General features: G+C 71.1%; 20 protein-coding genes. 11 read left to right on the forward strand and 9 right to left on the reverse strand.

The window, feature by feature from the left end:
• Positions 1-38 precede the first annotated feature (38 nt).
• Positions 39-1034, forward strand: coding sequence for a LacI family DNA-binding transcriptional regulator (locus tag ACQPZX_RS19950; protein WP_433382932.1), 996 nt, complete (start codon positions 39-41; stop codon positions 1032-1034).
• A gap of 243 nt (positions 1035-1277) precedes the next feature.
• On the opposite strand, the gene ACQPZX_RS19955 is transcribed toward ACQPZX_RS19950, so the two are convergent.
• The 4 genes from ACQPZX_RS19955 to paaI are packed head-to-tail and all read right to left on the reverse strand — an operon-like array spanning position 1278 to position 4785.
• Positions 1278-2483 carry a glycoside hydrolase family 3 N-terminal domain-containing protein gene (locus ACQPZX_RS19955; RefSeq protein WP_433382934.1) on the reverse strand — a complete coding sequence of 402 codons (1206 nt, stop codon included), beginning with the start codon at positions 2481-2483 and terminating at the stop codon, positions 1278-1280.
• A gap of 11 nt (positions 2484-2494) precedes the next feature.
• A complete protein-coding gene (gene paaK, locus ACQPZX_RS19960; RefSeq protein ID WP_433382936.1) occupies positions 2495-3811 on the reverse strand; it encodes a phenylacetate--CoA ligase PaaK in 1317 nt (438 codons plus the stop codon).
• 9 nt (positions 3812-3820) lie between these two features.
• Entirely contained in the window at positions 3821-4408 is a 588-nt protein-coding gene (locus ACQPZX_RS19965) for a TetR/AcrR family transcriptional regulator (protein ID WP_433382938.1), read from the reverse strand.
• Complete coding sequence (paaI, locus tag ACQPZX_RS19970) at positions 4405-4785, reverse strand: hydroxyphenylacetyl-CoA thioesterase PaaI (protein WP_433385335.1); 381 nt, start codon at positions 4783-4785, stop codon at positions 4405-4407. Before paaI ends, ACQPZX_RS19965 begins: the two co-directional genes overlap by 4 nt.
• Positions 4786-4884: 99 nt before the next feature.
• Here paaI and paaN point away from each other — a divergent pair, with 99 nt between their 5' ends.
• The 9 genes from paaN to paaE all read left to right on the forward strand — a co-directional run bounded on the left by paaN (position 4885) and on the right by paaE (position 12345).
• Positions 4885-6579 carry a phenylacetic acid degradation protein PaaN gene (gene paaN / locus ACQPZX_RS19975; protein ID WP_433382940.1) on the forward strand — a complete coding sequence of 565 codons (1695 nt, stop codon included), beginning with the start codon at positions 4885-4887 and terminating at the stop codon, positions 6577-6579.
• Positions 6572-6919 (forward strand): hypothetical protein, encoded by a 348-nt coding sequence (locus tag ACQPZX_RS19980; protein ID WP_433382942.1) that lies wholly within the window; start codon positions 6572-6574, stop codon positions 6917-6919. The genes paaN and ACQPZX_RS19980 overlap by 8 nt, the downstream gene beginning before the upstream one ends.
• Positions 6874-7605: an enoyl-CoA hydratase/isomerase family protein gene (locus ACQPZX_RS19985; protein WP_433382944.1), complete on the forward strand. Its 732-nt coding sequence runs from the start codon at positions 6874-6876 to the stop codon at positions 7603-7605. The genes ACQPZX_RS19980 and ACQPZX_RS19985 overlap by 46 nt, the downstream gene beginning before the upstream one ends.
• A gap of 148 nt (positions 7606-7753) precedes the next feature.
• Positions 7754-8629: a 3-hydroxyacyl-CoA dehydrogenase family protein gene (locus tag ACQPZX_RS19990; RefSeq protein ID WP_433382946.1), complete on the forward strand. Its 876-nt coding sequence runs from the start codon at positions 7754-7756 to the stop codon at positions 8627-8629.
• On the forward strand, positions 8626-9582 hold the full coding sequence (paaA, locus tag ACQPZX_RS19995; RefSeq protein ID WP_433382948.1) for a 1,2-phenylacetyl-CoA epoxidase subunit PaaA: 957 nt from the start codon (positions 8626-8628) through the stop codon (positions 9580-9582). Before ACQPZX_RS19990 ends, paaA begins: the two co-directional genes overlap by 4 nt.
• Complete coding sequence (gene paaB / locus ACQPZX_RS20000) at positions 9579-9875, forward strand: 1,2-phenylacetyl-CoA epoxidase subunit PaaB (RefSeq protein WP_433382950.1); 297 nt, start codon at positions 9579-9581, stop codon at positions 9873-9875. The genes paaA and paaB overlap by 4 nt, the downstream gene beginning before the upstream one ends.
• Positions 9876-9882: 7 nt before the next feature.
• Positions 9883-10797: a 1,2-phenylacetyl-CoA epoxidase subunit PaaC gene (gene paaC / locus ACQPZX_RS20005; protein WP_433382952.1), complete on the forward strand. Its 915-nt coding sequence runs from the start codon at positions 9883-9885 to the stop codon at positions 10795-10797.
• Positions 10798-10844: 47 nt separating this feature from the next.
• Positions 10845-11285, forward strand: a complete 441-nt coding sequence (gene paaD / locus ACQPZX_RS20010) for a 1,2-phenylacetyl-CoA epoxidase subunit PaaD (protein ID WP_433385338.1) — start codon at positions 10845-10847, stop codon at positions 11283-11285.
• A 1-nt stretch (position 11286) separates the two neighbouring features.
• Positions 11287-12345: a 1,2-phenylacetyl-CoA epoxidase subunit PaaE gene (gene paaE / locus ACQPZX_RS20015; protein ID WP_433382954.1), complete on the forward strand. Its 1059-nt coding sequence runs from the start codon at positions 11287-11289 to the stop codon at positions 12343-12345.
• Positions 12346-12547: 202 nt separating this feature from the next.
• Here paaE and ACQPZX_RS20020 read toward each other — a convergent pair whose 3' ends face one another.
• The 3 genes from ACQPZX_RS20020 to ACQPZX_RS20030 form a co-directional block, all read right to left on the reverse strand.
• Positions 12548-13225 carry a TIGR03089 family protein gene (locus ACQPZX_RS20020; protein ID WP_433385341.1) on the reverse strand — a complete coding sequence of 226 codons (678 nt, stop codon included), beginning with the start codon at positions 13223-13225 and terminating at the stop codon, positions 12548-12550.
• Between the two features lie 10 nt (positions 13226-13235).
• Positions 13236-13514: a peptidoglycan-binding protein gene (locus ACQPZX_RS20025; protein WP_433382956.1), complete on the reverse strand. Its 279-nt coding sequence runs from the start codon at positions 13512-13514 to the stop codon at positions 13236-13238.
• Between the two features lie 99 nt (positions 13515-13613).
• Positions 13614-14090 carry a DUF732 domain-containing protein gene (locus ACQPZX_RS20030; RefSeq protein ID WP_433385344.1) on the reverse strand — a complete coding sequence of 159 codons (477 nt, stop codon included), beginning with the start codon at positions 14088-14090 and terminating at the stop codon, positions 13614-13616.
• A gap of 459 nt (positions 14091-14549) precedes the next feature.
• Between ACQPZX_RS20030 and ACQPZX_RS20035 the strand changes: the two genes are divergently transcribed.
• Positions 14550-15476 (forward strand): S1C family serine protease, encoded by a 927-nt coding sequence (locus tag ACQPZX_RS20035; RefSeq protein ID WP_433382958.1) that lies wholly within the window; start codon positions 14550-14552, stop codon positions 15474-15476.
• A gap of 50 nt (positions 15477-15526) precedes the next feature.
• Here the strand turns inward: ACQPZX_RS20035 and ACQPZX_RS20040 are convergent, their stop codons facing one another.
• Positions 15527-17011 (reverse strand): FAD-dependent monooxygenase, encoded by a 1485-nt coding sequence (locus ACQPZX_RS20040; RefSeq protein ID WP_433382960.1) that lies wholly within the window; start codon positions 17009-17011, stop codon positions 15527-15529.
• Positions 17012-17068: 57 nt separating this feature from the next.
• Positions 17069-17677, reverse strand: a complete 609-nt coding sequence (locus tag ACQPZX_RS20045) for a TetR/AcrR family transcriptional regulator (RefSeq protein WP_433382962.1) — start codon at positions 17675-17677, stop codon at positions 17069-17071.
• Positions 17678-17706: the final 29 nt, after the last annotated feature.

The raw sequence follows: 17706 nt of genomic DNA on the forward strand, positions 1-17706 counted from the left end.
TCTCGATGTGTGTCAAGGGCAGCACGGGGAGTGATTTAGTGGATCAGCGACCACGTCTCGCCGACGTCGCCGCCCGCGCCGGCGTCTCGACCGCATCGGTGTCCCTCGTTCTCCGCGGGGCGCCGGGGCCGAGCGCCGAGACCCGCGAGAGGGTGCTGGCGGCCGCCGCCGACCTGTCCTATCGCGCCGACCGCACGGCCAGCCTGCTCGCCCGCCGCCGCCGTCACCTGCTGGGCGTGCTGCTCGACGTGCGTAACCCGTTCCACGCCGAGCTGGTCGAGGAGCTGCATTCCGAGGCCGACAAGGCGGGCTACGAGGTGGTGCTCTCGACGCTGACCCGCGACCGCGACGAGGCCCGCGCGGTCGAGACCCTGCTCGACTTCCGCTGCGAGGCGCTGATCTTGCTGGGCCCCGACGCGTCCGATGCCACGCTCGACACGCTGGCCGGTCAAGTGCCTTGCGTGGTGGTGGGCCGGCCGGTCGGCGACGCCGACGTCGATGTGGTGCGCCCGGCCGAGGACGTCGGGGTCGACGCGGCGCTCCATCACCTGATCTCTCTCGGACACAGCCGGATCACGTTCGTGGATGGCGGCCGCGGCGCCGTGGCGGCGACGAGGCGCCGCGGCTATCGCCGGGCGATGCGACGGGCCGGGCTGGTCGCCGAGGTTCTGCCGGGCGATCACACAGAAGAAGGTGGCGTACGCGCGGGGCGCCGTATCGTCGCCGAGCACGTGCTGCCCACGGCCGTCGTGGCGTCCAACGACCGGCTCGCGGTGGGTCTGATGGACGCGTTCGTCCGGGCCGGCGTCGACGTTCCCGGCCAGGTCTCCGTGGTCGGCTACGACGACAGCACCCTCGCGCGCCTCGCCCACATCGACCTGACCTCGGTCAACCAGGACGCGCCGGCCCAGGCCCGCCACGCCGTCGAGGCCGCCGTCTCCCGCCTCGACGACGGCCGCACCCGCCGCATGGAGACCGTCCTGGTCCCGCACCTGGTCGTCCGCGGCAGCACCGCCCCACCCCGCCCGGCCTGAGCGGCCCGCCGGAGAACGCCGAGGAGAGCGGCGCTGGAGAGCGTCCCGAGGCGCGGCCCAGGATAGTGGCGCGAGAGAGCGCCCGGGGGGAGCGGCGCGGGAGAGTGCCCGGGAGAGTGCCCGGGAGAGTGCCCGGGAGTGCGGTGCAGCAGAGCGCCCGGGGAGAGCGGTGCAGGAGTGCGGCGCGGGAGAGCTCCCGGAGGAACGGCGCAGGAGCGCGGCGTGGCCCGGGTGGAGCCGGGCCTAGCAGCGCAGCAGGCCCGCCCTCTTCTTGGCCTCCAGCACATGCCGGGCGCCGTCGGTCAGCCGCGCCCGGAACGCCGCGTCGTGTGAGGCCCGGTCGATCAGCGCCCCCGCCATCGGCGCCGCGTCCGACGGCCGGATCGTGAGGGCCATGTCGCCGCCGGCGGCCACGAACCGCACCGCCCGCTGCCCGACCGGCACCCCGCTCAGCGCGACCGCCGCCCCGAGGTCGTCCGACATGATCAGGCCGCGGAACCCGAGCCGCTCCCGCAGCAGCCCCGTGACGATCGGCCCGGAGAAGGCGGCGATTGTCGCCGGGTCGAGCCGCGGATACTTCGCCGACGACATCATCACGGACGCCGAGCCCGCCTGGATGCCGGCCTTGAACGGCTCGAGGTAGGGATCATTTACGGTCGCCGTGGTGTCGACTGCCTTCGTCGACGTGTCCGTGTTCTCCCGGACCCGCCCGAGCCCGGGGAAATGCTTGAGCACGGTCAGCACGCCGGCGCCCTGGCTGGCGGGCACGACCGTGCGCATGTCGGCCGCCACCCGCGCCGGGTCGGAGCCGAACTGCCGGTGCCAGTAGCCGATGGGCGGGTTTCCCACGCCCAGCGACGCCGGCACGGTGTCGGCGACCGGCGCGAGGTTGATGTTCACGCCGATGCCGTCGAGGCGGCGCGCGCTGTCCTTCGTCGTGTCCCGCAGCGCCGGCAGCGAGCCCGCGCCGAGCTTCTGCGCCGAGGGCAGCAGCGGGAAATCGGCGCCTTTGAGCGTCTGGACGTTGCCGCCCTCCTGGTCGAGCGAGATCAGCAGCGGCAGACCCGACCGCTTCTGCAGCCCGGCGATGTCGGCGCGCAGCTCGGCCGCGCTGTTCGTGCTGCGGCCGTGCAGGAAGACCCCGCCCAGCTGGTACCGGCGCACGGTGTCGCCCAGACCGCTCGGCGCGTTCACCGAGGTGCCGACCATGAGCAGCTGGCCGGCCCGCTGGGCGAGCGTGAGCCCGTCCAGCGTTTTCGTGACGCAGTCCGCGCTCGGTGTCGGCGACGGCGTGGGCGTGGGCGTCGGCGACGAAGACGGAGGCGCCGATGGTGAGGGCGGCGTCGGCGAGGCGGTCGCCACCGTGGACGGAGCGGCGGTGGGCGGCGAGGAGCTGCAGGCCGGCAGGGCTAATGCGGCGGCACAGCAGGCGATGATCCGAATGCGCATCGGCAGCAACGCTAGTCCGTCGGCGCACCCCCGCGGAGGTCGACGATGCGCCGCATCTTGCCCATCGAACGCTCCACTCCGTCGGGTTCGATCACTTCGACCCGTACGGAAACGCCGATGTTGTTCTTGATCGCGGTGACCAGATCGTGGCCCGCTTGCGTGGCCACCGCCGGGTTTGCCTCGGCGCGACGCTCCACCTTGACCGTGAGCGCGTCGAGACGGCCGTCGGTGCTGAGAACGCATTGGAAATGGGGAGCCAGCGCGGGCGTGCGGAGGATGAGCTCCTCGATCTGGGTGGGGAACAGGTTGACGCCGCGGAGGATGATCATGTCGTCGGTGCGGCCGGTGATCTTTTCCATGCGGCGCATCGGGCGCGCGCTGCCCGGCAGCAACCGGGTGAGATCGCGCGTGCGGTAGCGGATCACCGGCATGGCCTGCTTGGTCAGCGACGTGAAGACCAGCTCGCCGACCTCGCCGTCGGGCAGGACCTCGCCGGTCATCGGATCGATGATCTCGGGATAGAAATGGTCCTCCCAGATGTGCGGGCCGTCCTTGGTCTCGATGCACTCGTTGGCCACGCCGGGGCCCATCACCTCGGAGAGGCCGTAGATGTCGAGCGCGTGCATGTCGAGGCGCTCCTCGATCTCGCGGCGCAGATCTTGCGTCCACGGCTCGGCGCCGAAGATGCCGACCTGCAGCGATGTGCCGCGCGGATCGACGCCCTGCCGCTCCATCTCGTCGACGATCGCGAGCAGATAGCTGGGCGTGACCATGATGATCTCGGGCTCGAAATCCTGGATCAGGTGGACCTGACGCTCGGTCATGCCGCCGGAGACCGGGATGACCGTGCAGCCCAGCTCCTCGGCGCCATAATGCGCGCCCAGGCCGCCGGTGAACAGGCCATATCCGTACGCGATGTGCACGCGATCGCCCGGCCGGCCACCCGACGCGCGGATCGAGCGCGCCATCACCTGCGCCCATATTCGCAGGTCGCGGCGGGTGTAGCCGACCACTGTGGGCTTGCCGGTGGTGCCCGAGGAGGCGTGGATGCGGGCGATCTGCTCGCGCGGCACGGCGAACATGCCGAACGGATAGTTGTCGCGCAGCGTCGTCTTGTCGGTGAACGGAAATCTCGCCAGATCGGCGAGATCGCGCAGGTCGCCGGGGTGCACCTGACGCTCGTCGAACATCTTGCGGTACTGCGGCACATTCTCGTACGCGTGCTGCAGCGACCATCGCAGGCGGCTGAGCTGCAGCTCGCGCAGCTCGTCGACGGAGGCGCGCTCGATCGGATCCAGATCTTCGGGGCGGGGAGAGCGGTCCTGCACGGTGACCTCCTATATGCGCAGTCCCTCGAAGGCGATGGCGGTGACGGCGTCGGCGATGGAATCGGCGCCGCCGTGGCGGGGTTTGTACCACTCTGTCAGCGAATTGACCATGCCCAGGAGCAGGCGGGCCGCGGTCGCCGGATCGACATCCGGGCGCACGCCACCCTCGGCCTGTGCCTGTTTCACGAGATCTGTGACAACCGCATCGAACTCTCGGCGTCGAGCGAGGGCATGCTGCTCGACCTCAGTGTTGCCACGCACTCTCAGCAGGACCGTCACGAACTCGAAGCGATCGGCGAGCACTATCACGCTGCGCCGGATCAGCCGCTCGAGCCGGTCGAGTGCGGGCACGTCGAGATTACGCACTTCCTCGGCCGCTTCGAAGAGCCCGTCGAGTGCCCGGTCCATCGCCATTTGCAGCAACTGCTCTTTGCCGCTGATGTGGTGGTAGACGCTCGATTTGGTGATGCCCAGCGACTCGGCGATGTCGAACATGCTGGTGGCGTCGTACCCGCGGTCGTTGAACAGGCGCACGGCGGCGGTCAGCACCGCGTCCAGGTCGTGACCGGGCCGGCCGCGTCGACGGGGCGTGGTCATGCCGGCCCACCTTCGCCGATCACTCGGCTGCGCCCGCGGAACTCGGCGACGACGTCGCCATCGCAGGTCACGGTCACGTCGTAGATGCCGCTGCGACCCTTGGTCACCCTTTCTTTCCCGTACGCGATGAGCACGTCGCCCGGTCCGGTCGGGCGCAGGAAGGAAATGTCGGCCCCGGCCGCTACCGTGACCGGGCCATGGCTGTTGCAGGCGCACGCGAAGGCGGTGTCGGCGAGCATGAAGACATAGCCCCCGTGGGTCATCGCATGCCCGTTGACCATGTCGCCGGTGACCGTCATCCGCACCGTGGCCTGCCCGTTTCCGGCGTCGAGCAGCTCGATGCCGAGCGCCTTGGACGCGGGGTCGCGGTCGAACATGTCGTGCGCCGGGGTTTGTGCCACCCTGACTCCCGAGGGTTGATTACCGACCGAACGGACGGTAGATAATTAGGGACAGCCAACCGCAATGGAGCGCAGATGACAACCCCCACCGAGTTGTACGAGACGCATCGCGAGCTGCTCGACCGGGCCATCAAGGCCGCGCGCGAGCGCGACTACTGGTCCGCCTTCCCCGAGTCGCCGAGCAAGTCCGTCTACGGTGAGGACGCCGCGCCCTCGGGCGAGCGGGCGTTCACCTCGCTGCTCGGCAAGACCTTCCCGATCGAGGTGCCGGGCGCGGTGGGCACGGTCGCCACCGAGCGCTCGCCGTACGGCATCGAGCTCGGCGTCAGCTACCCCAAGGCCGACCCGCTCGCGCTGGTTGCCGCCGCCCGTGCCGCCACTCCCGCGTGGCGTGCCGCCGGGCCGCATGGTCGAGCCGGGGTCGCCGCCGAGATCATCAAGCGGATCAACGCGCGCAGCTTCGAGCTCGGCCACGCCGTCCAGCACACCACCGGCCAGGCGTTCGTGATGGCGTTCCAGGCCGGCGGGCCGCACGCGCAGGACAGGGCGCTCGAGGCGGTGGCGTACGCGTTGGCCGCCTCCACCCGCATGCCCGCCGGCGCCGGCTGGGCCAAGCCGCAGCGTGGCGCCGACCCGCTGCGCCTGGAAAAGACGACCACCGTGGTGGGCCGCGGCGTCTCTCTGGTGATCGGCTGCAACACCTTCCCCACCTGGAACAGCTATCCGGGCCTGTTCGCGAGCCTGGTCACCGGCAACCCCGTGATCGTCAAGCCGCACCCGGGCGCGGTCCTCCCGCTCGCCATCACCGTGCAGATCTGCCGCGAGGTGCTCGCCGAGGCCGGCCAGAGCCCCGACCTGGTCACGCTCGCCGCCGAGGAGCCGGGCGACGGCATCGCGGCCACCCTCGCCACCCACCCCGACGTGCGCATCGTCGACTTCACCGGCTCCAGCGACTTCGGCAACTGGCTCGAGGCCAACGCGCGCCAGGCGGTCGTCTACACCGAGAAATCCGGCCTCAACACAGTGATCGTCGACGCGACCGACGACTACAAGGGCCTGCTGCGCAACCTGTCCTTCTCGCTGTCGCTGTACAGCGGGCAGATGTGCACGACCCCGCAAAACCTTCTGGTCCCGCGCGACGGCATCGAGACCGACGCCGGCCACAAGAGCTTCGACGAGTTCGGCGCCGACCTCTCCGCCGCGCTCGGCAAGCTGCTCGGCGACCCGAAACGCGCGGCCGGCACGCTCGGCGCGATCGTCAACGACGGCGTGCTGGGCCGGCTCACCGAGGCGGGCGCCTCGCCGTCGGTCGTGCACCCGTCCGCCGAGGTCCCCGACGAGCAGTTCCCCAACGCGACGATCCGCACCCCGGTGGTGGTCCGGCTCGACGCGGCCGACGACAAGACCTACACCCGCGAGTGGTTCGGCCCGGTGTCGTTCCTCATCGCCACCGACTCCACCCCGGCGAGCCTGGCCCTGTTCGTCGAGACGGTCCGGGCGCACGGCGCGCTGACCGCCTCGGTCTACTCGACCTCGCCCGACGTCCTCGCCGCGGCCCGCGAGGCGGCGCTCGACGCCGGCGTCCACCTTTCGGAAAACCTGACCGGCGGCGTGTTCGTCAACCAGACCGCGGCGTTCAGCGACCTGCACGGCACCGGCGCCAACCCGGCCGCGACGGCCTCGCTGACCGACGACTACTACGTGACCGGCCGCTTCTTCGCCCTGCAGTCCCGCCACCACGTCCCGGAGCCGGAGTCGGCGGATGCCTGAGATCGACCTGGTCGGCGGTCCGCTCGCCGGGTTCCGCCGCGGCGGTCTCGTGGCGCCGGTGGTGCGTGAGGCCGCCGGCCGCGCCGGCTGCGCCGGTGTCAGCGTCGGCCGCGCCCATGGCGTCGGTGTCAGCGTCGGCCGCGCCCATGGCGTCGGTGTCAGCGTCGGCCGCGCCCATGGCGTCGGTGTCAGCGTCGGCCGCGCCCATGGCGTCGGTGTCAGCGTCGGCCGCGCCCATGGTGTCGGCGTCAGGGTCGGCGTCGGCTTGGGCGTCGCCATGCGTCTGGAGCGGCCGTGCGCACTCTGCGGATCGAGGAGCTCGACGATCGGGTCGTCGTGACCCTCGCGCGGCCCGCGGCGCGCAACGCGATCAACGCGGCCATGATCCGCGAGCTGCACGACGTGTGCGAGGCGCTCGAGGAGCGCCCGCGGCTGCTGCTGCTCACGGGGGAGGGCGGCACGTTCGCGGCCGGGGCCGACATCGGCGAGCTGCGCGAGCGTGGCCGCGACCAGGCGCTGCAGGGCATCAACAGCCGGTTGTTCGACCGGATCGCCCGGCTTCCGATGCCGACCGTCGCCGCCGTGGATGGTTACGCGCTGGGTGGCGGGGCCGAGTTGGCCTACGCGTGCGACGTGCGCCTCGCCTCCCCGGCGGCGGTCTTCGGCAACCCGGAGCCCGGCCTCGGCATCCTCGCGGCGGCCGGCGCCTGCTGGCGGCTGCGCGAGCTGGTCGGCGCGTCGGTCGCCAAGCAGGTGCTGCTGGCCGGCAAGCGGCTCGACGCCGAGGACGCGCTGCGGTTCGGCCTGGTCACCGAGGTCGTCCCCGCCGGCGAGCTGCTCAAGCGGGCACACGCCCTGATCGACCGGATGGCACGGTCGGGCCCGCTGGCGCTGCGGCTGACCAAGCTGGTCGCCGACGCGCCCGGCGGCCACCCGATCGCCGACGACCTCGCCCAGGCGATCCTGTTCGAGTCCGCCGACAAGCGCGACCGCATGGACGCCTTCCTCGCCGGCGGCCGCTCATGACCGCCACCCTCGCCACCCGGTGGCCGCGCGCGAAGGCCGGGGGCCGCTCCACCCTCGCCACCCTCGCCACCCGGTGGCCGCGCGTGAACGCCGGGGGCCGCTCCACCCTCGCTACCCGGTGGCCGCGCGCGAACGCCGGAGGTCGCTCATGACCGCGACCATTGCGCCCTCGGTGCCCAAGCTGGTCGGCGTGATCGGCGGTGGGCGGATGGGCGCCGGCATCGCCCAGGTCTTCGCGGCGGCCGGCTCGGTGGTGTGCCTCGCCGAGCGGGATCCGGCCGCGGCCGTGGCCTCCCGTGACCGGGTCGCGATGGGTCTGTTGCGGGCCGCCGAAAAGGGCAAGCTGACCGAGTCGGCCGACGCCGTGCTCGAGCGGCTGGTCCTCGTCGACGACGTGTCCGCGCTGCCGGCCGACGTCAACCTGGTGGTCGAGGCCGTGCCCGAGGACGCCGCCCTCAAGGTGCGGGTGCTGGCCGCCGCAGAGGAGGCGGTCGGCGAGCAGGCGGTGCTGGCCAGCAACACCAGTTCGCTCTCGATCGCCGGCATCGCCGACGGCCTGCAGCGGCCCGAGCGGTTCCTCGGCCTGCATTTCTTCAACCCGGTGCCGGCCAGCAGCCTCGTCGAGGTCGTGATCGGGCCGGCCACCGGCGACGACACCGCCGAGGCGGCGCGTTCCTGGGTCGCCGGGTTGGGTAAGACCGAGGTGGTGGTGCGCGACTCGCCCGGGTTCGCCACCAGCCGGCTCGGCGTGCTGCTCGGCCTCGAGGCGATCCGCATGCTCGAAGAGGGCGTGGCCGACGCCGCGTCGATCGACCGCGCCATGGAGCTGGGCTATCGCCACCCGATGGGCCCGCTGCGCTCCACCGACCTGGTCGGCCTCGACGTGCGCCTCGCCATCGCCGAGCACCTGCATCGCGAGCTGGGGGAGAGGTTCGCCCCGCCCGCGTTGCTACGAGACAAGGTGGCCCGGGGCGAGCTGGGCCGCAAGACCGGGCAGGGCTTCTTCACCTGGGAGGCATCATGAGCGACCTCAGCGCAGAGCCGGCATCGGCCGCGGGGGAGCGGGTCTTTGCCGAGACGATCGAGAAGGATCTGCGGGTCGAGCCGCGGGACTGGATGCCCGACGGCTACCGCAAGACGATGATCCGGCAGATCGCACAGCACGCGCATTCAGAGATCATCGGGATGCAGCCGGAAGGCGCTTGGATCACCCGGGCGCCGTCGCTGCGCCGCAAGGCGATCCTGCTCGCCAAGGTGCAGGACGAGGCCGGGCACGGGCTCTACCTCTATTCGGCGGCCGAGACGCTCGGCGCCGATCGGGGCGATCTGACCCGGCGGCTGATCGAGGGCCGGCAGAAGTACTCGTCGATCTTCAACTACCCGACGCTGACCTTCGCGGACGTCGGGGTGATCGGCTGGCTGGTCGACGGCGCGGCGATCTGCAACCAGGTGCCGCTCTGCCGCAGCTCCTTCGGGCCGTACGCGCGGGCCATGATCCGCATCTGCAAGGAGGAGTCCTTCCATCAGCGGCAGGGCTACGAGCTGCTGATGACCATGATGGGCGGCACGCCCGAGCAGCGCGAGATGGTGCAGGACGCGACGAACCGGTGGTGGTGGCCGTCGCTGATGATGTTCGGCCCGCCCGACGCGGACTCGCCCAACAGCGCCCAGTCGATGGCCTGGAAGATCAAGCGGCACAGCAACGACGAGCTGCGGCAGCGCTTCGTCGACATGTCCGTCCCGCAGGCGGAGGCGCTCGGCGTCACCTTGCCCGACCCGGCGCTGCGGTGGAACGCCGAGCGGGAGCACTACGACTTCGGCGAGATCGACTGGGCCGAGTTCAAGCGCGTCATCACCGGCGGCGGCCCGCTGAACGAGCAGCGCATCGCCCACCGGCGGCGCGCCGACGAGGAAGGCGCCTGGGTGCGCGAGGCAGCCGCGGCGCACGCCGCCAAACGAGCGGGGGTGCGCGGATGAGCGACGAGATCAAGCACGAGTGGCCGTTGTTCGAGGTGTTCGTAAGGGCCAAGCGTGGACTCAATCACGTGCACGTGGGTTCACTCCGAGCCGCCGATCATCAGATGGCGCTGCACCACGCGCGTGACCTCTACACCCGGCGCAACGAGGGCGTCAGCATCTGGGTGGTCCGCTCCGACGACGTCGTCTCCTCCGGGCCCGACGACAAGGACGCGTTCTTCGCGCCCAGCGGCGACAAGGTCTACCGCCACCCGACGTATTACTCGATCCCCGACTCGGTTCCACACATCTGAGGCCGCCATGTCCTTCGACGACGACGCCTACGGCGCACTCACCGACCACGCGGACGACGCGCGCTGGGCCTACGGCACCGGCTTCGCCGATCCTCTCGCCGGCGTGCCGACGGCCGTGCCCGACGGGGTCGACCACGCCGACCTGGCCACCTATTGCCTGATGCTCGGCGACGACGCCCTGGTCATGTCGCACCGGCTGCAGGAGTGGGTGACCCGCGCACCCGAGCTCGAGGATGAGCTGGCCCTCGCCAACATCGGCCTCGACCTTCTCGGCCAGGCCCGCCTGCTGCTGACCCGCGCCGGCGAGGCCGAGAACGCCGGCCGCGACGAAGATGCACTCGCGTATCTTCGCGACGCCACCGCCTTCCGCAACGTGCGCCTGGCCGAACGCGCCGACGAGGATTTCGCCCACCTCGTGGCCCGGCTCCTGGTCTTCTCGTGCTGGCGCCTGCCACTGCTCGACCGGCTCGCCGCCTCCCGCGACCCGGTGCTCGCCGCGATCGGGGCCAAGGGCGTCAAGGAGGTCACCTACCACCGGGAGTACGCGGCCCAGTGGGTCGTCCGCCTGGGCGACGGCACCGACCTGTCCCACGAACGCATGCGTGCGGCGATCGGCGCGATCCTGCCCGCGGTCGGCGAGCTCTTCGAGCCCCACGAGGTGGAGACGCGCCTCGCCGCGGCCGGTGTCGCGGTGGAGCCGTCCCTTCTACGCCCCGAATTCGACGCGGCGATGGCGCAGGTCCTCGCCGCGGCCACGCTGAGCACGTCGCCCGGAGCAGAAAGCTCGGACCGGCCGGCGACCGTCGACGAATCGACCACGCAGGCCGGTCGAGGGCGTGACGGCGTCCACGGGCCCGAGTTGGCGGAGATCCTCGCCGAGATGCAGGAGCTGGCGCGTGCGCTCCCCGGAGGCGTCTGGTGAGCGCCGCCGCCGACATTGTCGCCACCGTGACCGACCCCGAGCTGCCGATGGTCACGCTCGCCGAGCTCGGCATCGTTCGGGACGTGCGCGAGGAGCGGGACGGCGTGGTTGTGGCGATCACGCCGACGTACTCGGGCTGCCCGGCCATGGAGGCGATCCGCGACGACATCGTGAACGCTTTGCGCGTGGCGGGGTTCGGGCGCGCGGAAGTCCGTACGCAATTGTCGCCCGCATGGACCACCGACTGGATCAGCGAAACCGGCAAGGCCAAGCTCGCCGCCGCCGGGATCGCGCCGCCCGGCGCGGCGCCCCGGCGATCGGCGGGACCGGTGCCGCTCGCCCTCGGCCTGCCCAAGGAGTCCGTCGCGTGCCCGCTGTGTGGCAGCGCGGAAACGGAGCGGATCTCCGCCTTCAGCGCCACCGCGTGCCGTGAGCTGCGGCGATGTCCGTCCTGCCGGGAGCCGTTCGAGCACATGAAGGAGATCTGACGTGGTCGTGCGTGACTTCCATCCGCTGCGCGTGGCCGGGATCGAGCGGCTGTGCGACGACGCCGTGGCGGTCACCTTCGACGTGCCCGACGAGCTCGCGGCGATCTACGCCTTCCGGGCGGGGCAGTCGCTGACCGTGCGAAAGCCGGCCGACCCGGCGGACGAGCGGCGCAGCTACTCGATCTGCGCGCCGGTCGGGGCGCGGCCGCGGATCGGGGTGCGTGAAGTGCCGGGCGGCATCGTGTCCTCGTGGCTGGTGCACGATCTGCGGATCGGGGACGCGGTGGAGGTGGCGCCGCCGACCGGGAGCTTCACGCCCGACCTCGAAGCCGGCGGCCGGCACGTCATGATCGCCGCGGGTTCGGGGATCACGCCGGTGCTGTCGATCGCATCGTCGCTGTTGCGGCGGCCGGGGGCGCAGGTCAGCATTCTGTACGGCAATCGGCGCGCCGACACCGTGATGTTCGCGGAGGAGCTCGCCGACCTCAAGGACAGCCATCCGTCCCGGCTCGAGCTGGTGCACCTGCTGTCGCGGGAGGCCCGCGAGGTCGAACTGCTCAGCGGGCGGCTCGACGCTCCCAAGATGCGGGCACTGCTGCCCACGCTGATCGACGTCGGCGGGGTGGATCACTGGTGGCTGTGCGGCCCGTTCGGCATGGTCACCGACGCGATCGAGGTGCTGCAGGAGCACGGGGTGCCGTCGGCGCGGATTCACCGTGAGTTGTTCTGGGTCGACGAGCTGCCGCCCGAGCCGCGCCGCGAGGAGCGGGGGATCGAGGGGCCGAGCAGCGAGGTCACCGTGGTGCTCGACGGGCGGGCCACGACGGTCACGGTCGCGGAGGGCGACACCGTGCTGGAGGGGGCGCAGCGGGCGCGGCCCGACCTGCCTTTCGCCTGCAAGGGCGGCGTGTGCGGCACGTGCCGGGCTCGCGTCGTGGAGGGCGAGGTGACGATGCGGCGGAACTTCGCTCTGGAGCCCGCCGAGCTGGAGGCCGGATTTGTGCTGACATGCCAGTCACGGCCGGCGAGCCCGAAGCTGGAGGTGACCTTCGACGACTGACCGGGCATCGAACCGCCCCGGCGCCGATGAGGGCTGACGCTGGAGCGCCCCAACAACGCCCCAGCGGCAGCGGCTCGTCCACACCGAAGGTGGTGGCGCCAAGCTCTGGTTCCCCCTGGGCGGGGAGGCTACCGCGATAGGTGGATCTTCTCCACCATGTGAACGTCCTCAATAGACCGCCGAACGGCGGAGGCGCTGCGACTCACCCCGCGGCAGCGAGCACCTTGGTGACCCGCTCAGAAGCAACCCGCTGCTCAACCAGCTCCGGATCCAGATTCGCGCACAGCACGATCGACGCCCCCACCGACAGCGGCGCCATCAGCCAGATCAACGGTTCCTCGGTGGCCGTCACATCGATCAGCACCCGATCCCCCCGCGAGATGCCCCGCGACGAAGCCACCCCCAGCGCCACCGCCCCGTACTCGCCGAAGGTCACGCCACCCGCCGCCGCGACGTCGTCGACAGCGACCGACCACGGCGGCGCGCCGGAGCCGAGGTGTGGCCGCACCGAGGTCACGAAGTCGCGATAACCGGAAGGCGCCGTCCCGAGGAGCGAGAACTGATGCCGCCCGCCAGGAACGTCATCGAGCCAACTCCCCACCCGCCGCGACTCGACGAACGTCGCATCAAGCGAGGCCTCAGGAGGGGCCAGCCCCGCCGAGCCCCACCCCCGGAATGAAACTTCCATCCCCACCGACCAAGCACCCAGCAACACCACAGCGGTCTGCCAGTGCGGCGGCAGCAACACACCCACCCGCGCGCCCGCCGCAAGCCCGCACTCCTCCGTCAGCAGCGAGGCCGTAGCCGCCGACCACGACCCGACCTCGGCCGCGGAAAGCTCCACCCGCTCACCCGAAGCGTCGTCGTAGAACGTGATCATGCCGGGCACCTTACGCGGCCATCCCAAGGTTCAGCTCCCGGATCTCCTTCGCGTACCGCGCCAGCAGATGCACCGTTTGCGGTCCCGCGATCCCATCGGCGTCGAGCCCCACCCGTTCCTGAAACGCTCGCAGCATCAACGAGAGCGACTCGTCCTCACCGACCGGCATGCCGACCTCGGCGAGCAACGACCGAACCACCGAAGGGTCGGCCGGTGGTGGCTGCTCCGACCATCCGATCAAACCGCCGACCGCGGTGCCGACCACGCTGAGCATTCCTCGTGCGGACATCGCCAACCTCCTCCGGGAAGCCGAAAGCTCCTGAAATCAAGCTTCCGCGGAAAGGCTGTGCCCCACATCGGACCAAGGTCCTGGCTATCTGTGCCTCGCTCAGACTTTCGGCCGATCCCCGCATGCCGTGCTTCGCGCCAGCGCGACAAGCTTCCGCGCGTCCCCCAGATCCACCCCTTGCTCGCTGATCACCCCAGCCACAACGGCGTCCCTCTCGCCGGCCTCAAGTCCCTGACAAGCCTGAACACCAAGGTCCTCCACCTCCTCATCCCTCCGGTCGACCGCCACGGCCGGCAGTTGCCGCTGCACCGCCGCCACAAACCGATCAAGCCCCATGTCCCCACTTCCCGCCCCACCGGATTCCACGGTCGTCCGCGCCGGCTTGGGCCGCTGCGCCTTGGGCGCCGGCGAGGTGGTGCGAGACCTGGGCGTCGCGCCTTCCGCAGGCTGCGTTTTTTGATCCCGTACGGGATGAGCACCGTCGCTCGCCGACATCACCGGAGTGGCGGCCCTCTTCTCGGTCGCCTCCCCGCACCCGGCCAGTCCCAGCACCGCGATCGCCGCCACGGCCAGCATTCGCCTCAAGACTCCACCTCCGTCTCGCCGCCTTTCGAGGAGGCGCCCCGAACGACGGGCAAAAGAACCGTCTCCCCACCAACGAACGCGGGCGGCAGTGGCATCGGCACGGTCTCGCCCGCCCAGTCGGGCCGCTGGGCGGGCCGCGCTGTCACCCCCGCAGGCGGCGGTGTAACCCCAGCGGGCGCGGAATGACGAGGCGGCAGCGGCACCAATATGTTCGAAAACCGGGCGAAAGGCACGCGCAGACCCTAGGTGGCCTCCACCCGAGCCGCCCTCGCCGCGCCCACCCCCGGGTGGTGACGCGACCCGACCGGGTGACCAGCCGCGCGCCGACTGCCGGGCCGACCGCCTCGTCCATGGGTGGACGCGTACAGCGAACCCACAGACGCCTCACCGCTGGCCAACAAGAACCCGGGCAACTGTTGAGTCACCAGCCCAACGAAGCGAGGCGTCGCCATGACCGACCTGATGACCCGGCCCCCCTACTCCGAGGACGACCGGGACCAGACGTACTCCAGCGACCAGACGTTCACCGGGAACCGCGACGACCACACGATGCCTCCGCCGCCGCCCGCACCGCCGTACGCGGTCTCTCCTGCCTCGGGCGGAAGCCGCTGGCCGCGTCGCATAGCCGGTGGCGCCGCCGTGCTCGCGCTCGTCGCCGCCGGAGGCACCGCCGGTGGCGTGCTCGCCGAGCGTTACCTCATCGACAACCAGCCCGTCGCGGCCGGCAGCACCACCGTGACCACCACCTCCGCGACGGTCACCGACGGCAACTCCCTGGCCTCCGTGGTGAAGGCCGTGCAGCCGAGCATCGTCACCGTCATGGTCGACGGCGCCCGCTCGTCGGCGCTCGGCTCCGGCGTGATCATCAGCTCGGACGGCCTGATCCTCACCAACAATCACGTGATCGACTCGGACGGCACGGTCAGCGTGCGCCTGTCGAGCGGCCAGACCGTCCCCGCCAAGGTCGTCGCCACCGATACCACCCACGACCTCGCCCTGGTGCAGGCGACCGGCTTGTCCGGCCTGACTCCGGCCACCTTCGGCACCGACGACAGCGTCGTGGTCGGCGACACCGTGCTGGCTTTCGGAGCGCCGCTCGGCCTGGAGAACACGGTCACTTCCGGCATCGTCTCGGCGCTCGACCGCAGCGTCGACACCGGCACCGAGAAGCTCTCCGGCCTGATCCAAACCGACGCCGCCATCAACGAGGGCAACTCGGGCGGCGCGCTGGTCGACGCCTCCGGCCAGGTCATCGGCATCAACGTCGCGATCGCCACCGCCAGCGAGACCGATTCGGGCAGCATCGGCGTCGGCTTCGCCATCCCCGCCGACACCGTCACCAGCGTCATCAAGCAGCTGGAAAGCCAGATCAACTGACCACCGGCGCGGGCCGCCGCCTTCCCCGGGGCGGCGCCCCGCCGGGCCGTTCAGCGTGGCGAACCGAACCATTCAATGAGGGAAGCTCGCAAAGTCTCACGATCCGGTTGCGCATCTGCGGACGCCCATGCCACATAGCAGTCCGGGCGGACGAGCAGCGCGGTCGCTCCCTCGACGGGGGCGGTCACCACGTCGACGCGGTCGCTCCACGGGGCGGCGATCTCGGCGAGCGTGCCGGTGTTGTCGACCAGCAGCGGGCGGCCCGAGTGGGTGGCGGGGCCCAAGTCGGGGACGAATCTGCCGGTGAGCGGTGAGCCGGGGCTCGACCCGTACCGGATGTCGGCGCCGGCGATGAGGTCGGCGATGTACTGTAGCACCGCGGGGTTTTCCAGCAGCTCGCCGAAGAGCGTGCGCAGCGCGGTGACCTCCGGGCCGGGGCCGATCAGCACCGATTGCGCCTGCGTGTGCATGGTGACGCGCTCGCCGGCGGGGCGGCGCTCCGTTTCGTAGGTGTCGAGCAGGCCCTCCGGCGCCCAGCCCTGGACCGTTGCGGCGAGTTTCCAGGCGAGGTTCACCGCGTCCTGCAGGCCCAGGTTGAGACCGGGACCGCCGATCGCCGAGTGCACGTGCGCCGCGTCGCCGACCAGCAGCACCCGTCCCTCCCGGTAACGCTCCGCCAGCCGGGTCTGGCCCCCGGAGTTCCGGCGCAGCAGGTGCGGGCCGTCGCCGGTCGGCGGGCCGAGCGGCACCTCCACGCCGACCACGTGGGCGAGCGCCTGCTGAAGCTCGGCGATGCTGAACGGCTCGTCTCCCTCGGGCAGGTCGAACGCGCTCACGCTCAGCAGCGTCCGCCCGTCCGGGAACGGTGCGTAGGCGATCAGCCCTCGCTCGGTGCGATGGTGCATGAACGGCGGGATCACTCCGTAGCCGGGCACCCGCAGACCGCCGGTGACCGCGTCGCGATACTCCGCCGGCACCGTCACGTGCGCCGCCCGTGCGACAGTGCGGTCGTTGGTCACGCCGGGAAAGCCGATCCCCGCCAGCTTCCGAGTAGTGCTCTTTCCGCCGTCGGCCCCCACAAGAAAGTGCGTTTCCATCTCGTACGGCCCGTCGGGCCCGTCGACCGTGATGATGACCGTGTCGTCTTTCTGGGTGAGACCCGTGACGGCGTGCCCGCGGCGGATCTCGACGCCGAGCTCTTCCGCACGCGCGGCGAGCATGGCCTCGATTTTGCGTTGTGGGACCAGAATTGTGTAAACCGGATTGTCCGCCAGCTGATGCAGCGGAAGAGGGAATGCCGCAAACATGTATCGCGGCATCGGCGTGGGCGGCGCGGGGCTTCCGCTCAGCCGCGAGTAGAGCCCGCGTCGCTGGAAGAGCCGGATGACCTGGCCGACCATTCCGTTGGCCCGCTGCTCGTCCGTGGGCGTGGTCCACTGCTCGAGCACCACGGCCCGAACCCCGGCCAGCGCCAGTTCGCAAGCCACCATCAGCCCGTTGGGGCCACCACCGGAAATGACAACGTCGAAAGGCATGACAAACCTCACCGCCCATTCATTGAGAGGCCGTGCGTATTTATTGCCGCTGAGAATTCAGTGCGCCGGCGGTGGCAAACCCGCCGCGATCTGCCGCAGCGCGTCGGTGATGAGCAGGCTGACGCTCTGCTGGTTGACCATGAAGGTCTTACTGGCCACGTCCTGCGCGGCCAGCACGGTCGCCGCCACCAGATTCGGATACATGTCCTGCGCCGGGTCGGTCCCCGTGCGAGCCCCGACCGCCGCGGCCACGGCGTCGGCCGCCTGCGCTCCCGCCCGCAACGTCGCGGCCTGGATCGCCGGCACCTCGAACATCAGCCGCAGGCCCGCCGTCCAGGCGTCCCGGTCGCCCCGGGGATGCGCCTTGACCTCGGGTCCGGGCCGATGCTCCTCGACCATGGCGTGGGTGATGGCCTCCCACAGCGGCTCGCCGGCCGGTCGTTGCCGCAGCGTGTCGGCCATCCGCAGGAGCCGATCGAGGTGGCGGGACGCGACCGCCTCGGCCTTGCTCCCGAAGTAGTTGTTGAACGTGCGAGGCGAGACACCGGCCGCATTGGCGATGTCCTCGACGAGAACGCGCTCATACCCCCGCTCGACAATCAGCCGGATGGCCGCCCAGCTGAGCGCCGCCCGAGTTTCCTGCTTCTTCCGCTCCCGCAACCCCACAACCGCAACGCTACCAAAAAGTGCGTGCC

This window comes from Actinoplanes sp. CA-142083 (genome assembly GCF_050942195.1).
Classification (GTDB): Bacteria; Actinomycetota; Actinomycetes; order Mycobacteriales; family Micromonosporaceae; genus Actinoplanes.

Coding starts and splice junctions, on each gene's coding strand:
- ACQPZX_RS19955 (WP_433382934.1), bottom strand. CDS start 2,483: ATGCGCATTCGGATCATCGCCTGCTGTGCCGCCGCATTAGCCCTGCCG.
- ACQPZX_RS19965 (WP_433382938.1), bottom strand. CDS start 4,408: ATGACCACGCCCCGTCGACGCGGCCGGCCCGGTCACGACCTGGACGCG.
- paaI (WP_433385335.1), bottom strand. CDS start 4,785: ATGTTCGACCGCGACCCCGCGTCCAAGGCGCTCGGCATCGAGCTGCTC.
- paaN (WP_433382940.1), top strand. CDS start 4,885: ATGACAACCCCCACCGAGTTGTACGAGACGCATCGCGAGCTGCTCGAC.
- ACQPZX_RS19980 (WP_433382942.1), top strand. CDS start 6,572: ATGCCTGAGATCGACCTGGTCGGCGGTCCGCTCGCCGGGTTCCGCCGC.
- ACQPZX_RS19990 (WP_433382946.1), top strand. CDS start 7,754: ATGACCGCGACCATTGCGCCCTCGGTGCCCAAGCTGGTCGGCGTGATC.
- paaA (WP_433382948.1), top strand. CDS start 8,626: ATGAGCGACCTCAGCGCAGAGCCGGCATCGGCCGCGGGGGAGCGGGTC.
- paaB (WP_433382950.1), top strand. CDS start 9,579: ATGAGCGACGAGATCAAGCACGAGTGGCCGTTGTTCGAGGTGTTCGTA.
- paaC (WP_433382952.1), top strand. CDS start 9,883: ATGTCCTTCGACGACGACGCCTACGGCGCACTCACCGACCACGCGGAC.
- paaD (WP_433385338.1), top strand. CDS start 10,845: ATGGTCACGCTCGCCGAGCTCGGCATCGTTCGGGACGTGCGCGAGGAG.
- ACQPZX_RS20020 (WP_433385341.1), bottom strand. CDS start 13,225: ATGATCACGTTCTACGACGACGCTTCGGGTGAGCGGGTGGAGCTTTCC.
- ACQPZX_RS20025 (WP_433382956.1), bottom strand. CDS start 13,514: ATGTCCGCACGAGGAATGCTCAGCGTGGTCGGCACCGCGGTCGGCGGT.
- ACQPZX_RS20030 (WP_433385344.1), bottom strand. CDS start 14,090: ATGCTGGCCGTGGCGGCGATCGCGGTGCTGGGACTGGCCGGGTGCGGG.
- ACQPZX_RS20035 (WP_433382958.1), top strand. CDS start 14,550: ATGACCGACCTGATGACCCGGCCCCCCTACTCCGAGGACGACCGGGAC.
- ACQPZX_RS20040 (WP_433382960.1), bottom strand. CDS start 17,011: ATGCCTTTCGACGTTGTCATTTCCGGTGGTGGCCCCAACGGGCTGATG.